The sequence below is a fragment of the Amycolatopsis sp. NPDC043889 genome, from assembly GCF_056435645.1.
This window is the reverse complement of sequence record NZ_JBWKEC010000023.1, coordinates 119,891-126,229: the sequence shown is the minus strand read 5'-3', so window position 1 is coordinate 126,229 and position 6,339 is coordinate 119,891. Positions and strand designations below refer to the sequence as shown.

At 69.3% G+C, this 6,339-nt stretch carries 5 protein-coding genes; 1 reads left to right on the top strand and 4 read right to left on the bottom strand.

What is annotated here, in order from left to right:
• Positions 1 to 195 precede the first annotated feature (195 nt).
• Genes AC0685_RS31940 through AC0685_RS31930 form a run of 3 tightly spaced genes read right to left on the bottom strand, consistent with a single transcriptional unit; the run spans position 196 to position 3,118 of the window.
• Positions 196 to 1,659, bottom strand: coding sequence for a M20/M25/M40 family metallo-hydrolase (locus AC0685_RS31940; protein WP_478228888.1), 1,464 nt, complete (start codon positions 1,657 to 1,659; stop codon positions 196 to 198).
• Positions 1,652 to 2,479 (bottom strand): M55 family metallopeptidase, encoded by an 828-nt coding sequence (locus AC0685_RS31935; protein WP_478228887.1) that lies wholly within the window; start codon positions 2,477 to 2,479, stop codon positions 1,652 to 1,654. Before AC0685_RS31935 ends, AC0685_RS31940 begins: the two co-directional genes overlap by 8 nt.
• Before the next feature lie 42 nt (positions 2,480 to 2,521).
• Entirely contained in the window at positions 2,522 to 3,118 is a 597-nt protein-coding gene (locus tag AC0685_RS31930; protein ID WP_478228886.1) for an Rv1733c family protein, read from the bottom strand.
• 284 nt (positions 3,119 to 3,402) lie between these two features.
• Between AC0685_RS31930 and abc-f the strand changes: the two genes are divergently transcribed.
• Positions 3,403 to 5,025 (top strand): ribosomal protection-like ABC-F family protein, encoded by a 1,623-nt coding sequence (abc-f, locus tag AC0685_RS31925; RefSeq protein ID WP_478228885.1) that lies wholly within the window; start codon positions 3,403 to 3,405, stop codon positions 5,023 to 5,025.
• Here abc-f and AC0685_RS31920 read toward each other — a convergent pair.
• Positions 5,009 to 6,274 (bottom strand): family 1 glycosylhydrolase, encoded by a 1,266-nt coding sequence (locus AC0685_RS31920; protein WP_478228893.1) that lies wholly within the window; start codon positions 6,272 to 6,274, stop codon positions 5,009 to 5,011. The two genes, abc-f and AC0685_RS31920, sit on opposite strands and share 17 nt — an antisense overlap.
• Positions 6,275 to 6,339: the final 65 nt, after the last annotated feature.

Genomic DNA, 6,339 nt, shown 5'->3' with positions numbered 1-6,339 from the left:
GATGCGACGACCGGCAACCCACCCTGCCCACCCCGCCACACCATGATCAACAACAGCAAGCAAGACCAACACTCAAACCCACCGGTGGATCCAGGCTCAACGTCCCAAATCCTTCATAGACGCGAGACCGCCCCGCTCCCCGCCCTGTACCGAACAGTCAGTTTCGCTCGCCGGCACAGATGACGCTGCGGTGCCTCAGCAGTGCTCGAGGAAATGCCGCAGCACCCGCGTGCCGAACCGCAGGCCCTCCACCGGGACGCGCTCGTCCACCCCGTGCGCCATCGCGCGGTACGGGAAGCCTTCCGGCAGCCACAACGGAGCGAAGCCGTAGCAGTCGATCCCGAGCGGGCTGAACGCCTTCGCGTCCGTGCCGCCGCCCATGCAGTAGGGGACGACGACGGCTTCGGGGTCTTCGGAGCGCAGCGCCTCAGCCATCGCGTCGAACCACGGCGAATCCACCGGGGCTTGGACCGGCGGCTGGTGTGCGACGAACTCGCGGCTGACGCCCTCGCCGAGCATCGCGTCGAGCTCGGCGAACAGGTCGGGCTCGGTACCGGGGAGGACTCGGACGTCCACCTGGGCCTCGGCCGAAGTCGGGATCACATTCACCTTGTAACCGGCGTCGAGCATGGTCGGCGTCGTGCTGTTGCGGACGGTCGGCACCACCAGCGCGCCGGCGGGCCCGAGGCGGGCGATCGTTCCGTCCACATCGGACAGATCGATCGGGACGCCGAGCGCCTCCCCGGTGCGTTCCAGAAACGCTTGCACCGTGGGTGTCAGCTGGACCGGCCACCGGTGCGCGGCGACCTTGCCGAGCGCGGTGACCAGCCGGGTGACCGCGTTCTCGTCGTTGGGGCGCGATCCGTGGCCCGCGCGGCCCTTGGCGGTCAGGCGCAGGTGCGCCGTGCCGCGTTCGGCCGTCGCCACCGGATAGAGCCGCACGGTGCGGCCGTCGGCGGCGGGGACGTGGTAGGTGTACGCGCCCGACTCGCTGATCGCTGCCGCGCAGCCGTCGAACAGGTCCCGGTGCGTCGCGGCGAGCCAGTGTGCCCCGTACTCGCCCTTGTCCTCCTCGTCGGCCACGAACGCCAGGACGATGTCCCGCCGCGGCCGGAAACCCGTGGCAAGGGCGGCGAGCACCATCGCGCAGAAGTCCTTCATGTCGACCGCGCCGCGGCCCCAGAGGAACCCGTCGCGGATCTCGCCCGAGAACGGATCCACCGACCAGTCGGCGGCGTCGGCCGGGACGACGTCGAGATGTCCCTGTACGAGCAGCGCGGGCAGATTCGGGTCGGTGCCGGGCACCCGGGCGATCACGTTCGCGCGGCGGGGCGCGGACTCGATGATCTTCGAGCCGATCCCGAGTCCCGAAAGCAGCGATGCCACGTACTCGGCCGCATCGCGCTCGCCCTCGGAGTCCCCGTTGCCCCGGTTCGTGGTGTCGAACCGGATCAGCCGCGAGCAGATTTCGACGACATCCAGGTCAGCGTTGTTTCGGGAACCCGCGTCCGCGATCGCGTCGCCAGGGCGCACCTTTTCACTGCTCGGCACGTCGTCGCCGACGGCGCCCTGCCGCCGCGATAGCGGGGCCTGCGGCCGGGCGAGTTCCGCGTTGGCAACACGGTCGGGAAGTTCGCCCTGCGTTTCCAGCTCAGCCATAGATACCCTGCACCGCCCCGGCCGCGATCGCCGTGACGATCTTGAACGCCTTCATCGCTTCGGTCATGTCCGGCGCGTCGAAGCCGACCCGCCGCACGCCGATCTGTTCCACCGTCGGGATCACCGCCGCAGCCTGCGCGAGGTGGCTCGCGTCGAACTCGACCTCGATCCGGTGGGGCGTGGTGAATCGCTCGACCCGGCCCGCCCGGTTCATCGCGTCCGCGGCGGCCGAGCTCAGCAGTTCGGCCGTCCTCGCGGGCGGCAGGCAGATCGCGGCGTAGCGGCTGACGCACTCCTTCACCGTGACCAGTTCGGCCTCCGGCGCGTAGTCCTGGGCATCGTCGCAGGCTTTGTCGTCACCGGAGACGACGAGCACCGGGACGCCGTACTCGGCGGCCATCGCGGCGTTCAGCCTGCCTTCGCTGGCGGGGACGTCGTCGAGCCACACACCGGTGATCTGGTTCTCGAGGTACGTGTGGGACAGGACGCCGTCGAATCCCGCGCCGGCGTGGTAGCCGAGGAAGACGACGCCGTCCACGCCGGTCTCGATGCCTTGCATCATCGAGAGCGGCTTGTGCCTGCCGGTGAGCATGCGCGCGCGGCCGTCGAGGTCTTCGAGCAGGAGGTTCCGCTGAGAGGAGTGCGCCTCGTTGACCAGCACGTCGGTGGCGCCGGCGTCGAACAGGCCCGCGACGGTGGCGTTGACGTCACCGGTGAACAGGCGGCGGAATCGCTGCCACTGCTCGGTACCGGGGATGACGTCCTCGGTCCAGGTGACGCCGGTGGCGCCCTCCATGTCCGCCGAGATCATGATGCGCATGCGGGGCACCCTAGCCGAGGCGCTTTGCCCTCGCCGCCGGGATCAGGGCCAGGAGCCGGAACGCGGGTAGACCGCCCAGGCACGCTCCCAGGCCGCCGCGCGCCGCCGGTCGAGCACCAGCCGGACGATCCGGTGGAACAGGACGAGCGCGCCGACCACGGCGAACCAAAGCCAGAGTCCCACGAGCACGGAATCGAATACCGCCGTCGACGCGTTCCTCGGGGCGGCGGTGAGCTCACCGCGGGCGTCGATCCAGATCGGCACGGCCGATCCGGCGGGGCTGCCCGGCGTCGCGAGGACACCACCGGTGTGCCGCGCGCCGCGCGAGTCGGTCCAGGTCGCCGCGGTGGTGGAGTTGTCGGTTCCGACGCTCTCGCTGTCGACGATGCGGACGGGCGCGGCCGTCAGCAGGTACGCGGTGGCGGTCTGGCGTCCGGTGGCGTCGGCGGCGGCCGCGGCGACCTGCCTGCCGTGGTTGGCGGAGCCGACGGTGGCCGCGACCGGGATGGCGAGCAATGCCGCGAGGATGACGATCTTGAGCACCAGGGCTTCGAACCGGTCGGAGCCGCGGGCCAGCGAATTGTGACCAGGGAAGAGCCGTCGCCGGAACCGGGCGATCGGACCGCTTGACCCGTGCACGAGGAACCCCATTCCCTCAGACCGCGAAAACCTCCATCTTCGATTCTCGGTCACCGGGGCGCCGCTGTCGCGGTATGGGGACACAGACCACTCTGTGAACCCGTACACAACCTTTAATTCGTTTTGCCCGTCCGCGTTCCACCGCTACCGTCTTCGGCATGGGGATTTTCTTCACTCTGTGATTCTCGCCTTCGACGCGGCCCTGGCGTAGAGCCTTCGCTCCGCCGGGCCGCGTCCTTCCGCACGCGCTCTTTTTCCCTTGCGAGAATCAGGAGGACGCCCCTGTGCGTACCCCGCATCAGAATCCCGGAACACAACTCGTGCTCTCCGGTGTCACCAAACGTTTCGACGACCATGTCGTACTCGACCAGGTCTCCTTCACCGTCAAACCGGGGGAGAAGGCGGGCGTCATCGGCGACAACGGCTCGGGCAAGTCCACGTTGCTAAGGCTGATCGCCGGCCGGGACCGGGCGGACAACGGGACGGTGACCGTCACCGCGCCCGGAGGCATCGGCTATCTCCCGCAGACGCTGGAGCTGCCCGCCACCGCCACGGTCGGCGACGCGATCGACCTCGCGCTGGCCGACATCCGGGACCTCGAGTCGAGGCTGCGGGCAGCCGAAACAGCGCTCGAAACCGCGGAAGACCTGGCCGCTTACGGGGACCTCATGACCGTCTACGAAGCCCGTGGCGGTTACGAGGCCGACGCCAGAGTGGAGGTCGCCCTCCACGGTCTCGGGCAGCCGGGCCTCGATCGCGGCCGCGTGCTGGGCAGCCTGTCCGGCGGTCAGCGGTCCCGGCTGGCGCTCGCGGCCACCCTGGCCGCTTCGCCGGAACTGTTGCTGCTGGACGAGCCGACCAACGATCTCGACGACGAAGCCGTCGCCTGGCTGGAGAACCACCTTCGCGGGCATCGCGGCCGGATAGTCGCGATCACCCACGACCGGATGTTCCTCAGCCGGGTCACCAGCACGATTCTCGAGGTCGACGCGGACCGCCGGACCGTGCAGCGGCACGGCAACGGCTACGCGGGTTACCTCGCGGCGAAGGAGGCCGCGCGGGCCCGATGGGTCCGTGAGTACGAGGAGTGGCGGCTGGAGAAGGCCCGTTACGAAAGGATGGCGGACGTCAATATCGACCGGTTCTCGGCGATCCCGCGCAAGGCCCCGGCGGCCTTCAGCGGGGCCGGCGCGTTCCGGGCCCGATCCCGGGCGCACGGGGCGATGAGCCGGATCCGGTCGGCACGCGAGCGGATCCAGCGGCTCGAGGCGGACCGTGTTTCGCCGCCGCCGGAGCCGCTCCGGTTCACCGCGCGGATCGCCGCGGGGGAGACCGAGGCCGATCAGTACGTGGTGAAGGTGGACGACGTGTCGGTCGACGGCCGTCTTCCGCGGACGTCGCTCAGCGTGCTGCCGGGCGAACGGGTCCTCGTGACCGGGCCCAACGGGGCGGGCAAGACGACCCTGATGCGGGTGCTCGCCGGCGAGCTGGCGCCGTCGACGGGGTCGGCGGCGCGGACGGGCCGGATCGGGTTCCTGCACCAGAATGGCGGACTCGCCGCCGACGCTCGAACCGTTCTGGCGGTCTTCGCCGGGGACGGTGACGAGGACGAGGCGGCCGGGAGGTTGCTGTCGCTGGGCCTGTTTCGGGCGCCGGATCTGCGCAAGCCGGTGCGGGAGCTGTCCATCGGGCAGCGGCGGAGGCTCGAACTGGCCAGGCTCGTGACGGCCAGGACCGACCTGCTGCTGCTCGACGAGCCGACCAACCATCTCGCCCCGGATCTCGTGGAGGAGATGGAGCAGGCGCTCGCGGAGTACGCCGGCGCGCTCGTGGTCGTCACCCACGACCGGCGGATGCGGCGGACGTTCGAGGGCAGACGACTGGAGCTGGTCACTTCAGCGGCATGAGCGGTCCGTCCACTTTGGCCGGGTTGAGGCAGCTGTTCAGCCCGTCCACGAGGGAACAGGTCCCCGGACCGCGCTTGAGCCGGAAGCCCTGCGGCACGCCACCCGCCGTCACCAGAGCCTGGTACGCGGGAACGGCGTCCGTGGGGCGCCGGGTCAGCGCGGGATCGGTGAGAGCGTCCACTGTGTACAGTCCGAACCGGGCGCGATAGCTGCCCCATTCGTAGTTGTCGGTGAGGCTCCAGTAGTTGTAGCCGATGAGGTTCATCCCGTCGGCCTTGGCTCGCTGGAGCCAGTACACCGTGTCGCGGACATGATCGCCGCGGGTGTAGTCCGCGTCGCGGAGCTTCCCGTTGTCGGTCGCCATGCCGTTTTCGACGATGTAGAGCGGCATCCGCGGGAACCGGTCGTGGTAGCCGCGCAGCGCGTAGTAGATGCCTTCGGGCTGGAGCTTCACGTCCCAGAACTTGTCGGTCGCCGCGGCGAACACCGTCCAGTTGTCGATGCTCAGGCCGTAGTAGTAGTCGATCCCGATGAAGTCGAGCTTGTCCTTGACCTGGTCGAGGAAGAACCAGTCGGCCATCCCGTTGACGCCGGTGATGTAGGCCTGGTTGCTGGTGACCTTCGAGGTCGGATCGAGTTCGTGGATCAGGTCGTAGGCGCGCCGGTGCGCCTGGACGATGTTGGACTGCGCCGCGAAGTACCGCGTCGCGTTCAGCGCCCCGACCTTCTGTTCGTTCTTGAGGAAGATGAGCGGCTCGTTGAACGTCACCCAGAGGACGTCCTGACCGGCATAGCGCTGGACGATCTTCCGGCTGAACTCCAGCCACGCGTCGGCCGTCCGCGTCTCCGCCCAGCCGCCCTGATCGAGCGCCCAGCCCGGGTAGACCCAATGGTTGAGCGTGATCATCGGGGTCATACCCGCGGCCCGGACCTGCCGGAACACATCGTCGTAGAAGGCCAGTTCGGTTTCGTCCCACCGTCCTGGCGAGGGCTCGACGCGAGCCCACTCGATGCCGAAACGGTAGGTGTTGACGCCGAGCCCGGCCGCGAGGCGGATGTCGGCGGCGTAGCGATGCCGGAAGTCCACGGAGTCGCGGTATTCGTCGACGCCGTCCTTGCCGGCGGAACGGTCCACGAACCGCTTCCAGTTGCTGTCCGGAGCGCTGCCCTCGGACTGATAGCCCGACGACGCGACGCCCCAGTAGAAGTCCCGGGACCAGCCGTCGTCCTGCGACGCGGACGCGTTCACCGCGGAGAGTGTCGCGCATAGTGAGACGGCGACCACCGAGGACAGCGCCCGGCGTAACCTTCCCC

Coding starts and splice junctions, on each gene's coding strand:
- AC0685_RS31935 (WP_478228887.1), bottom strand. CDS start 2,479: ATGCGCATCATGATCTCGGCGGACATGGAGGGCGCCACCGGCGTCACC.
- AC0685_RS31940 (WP_478228888.1), bottom strand. CDS start 1,659: ATGGCTGAGCTGGAAACGCAGGGCGAACTTCCCGACCGTGTTGCCAAC.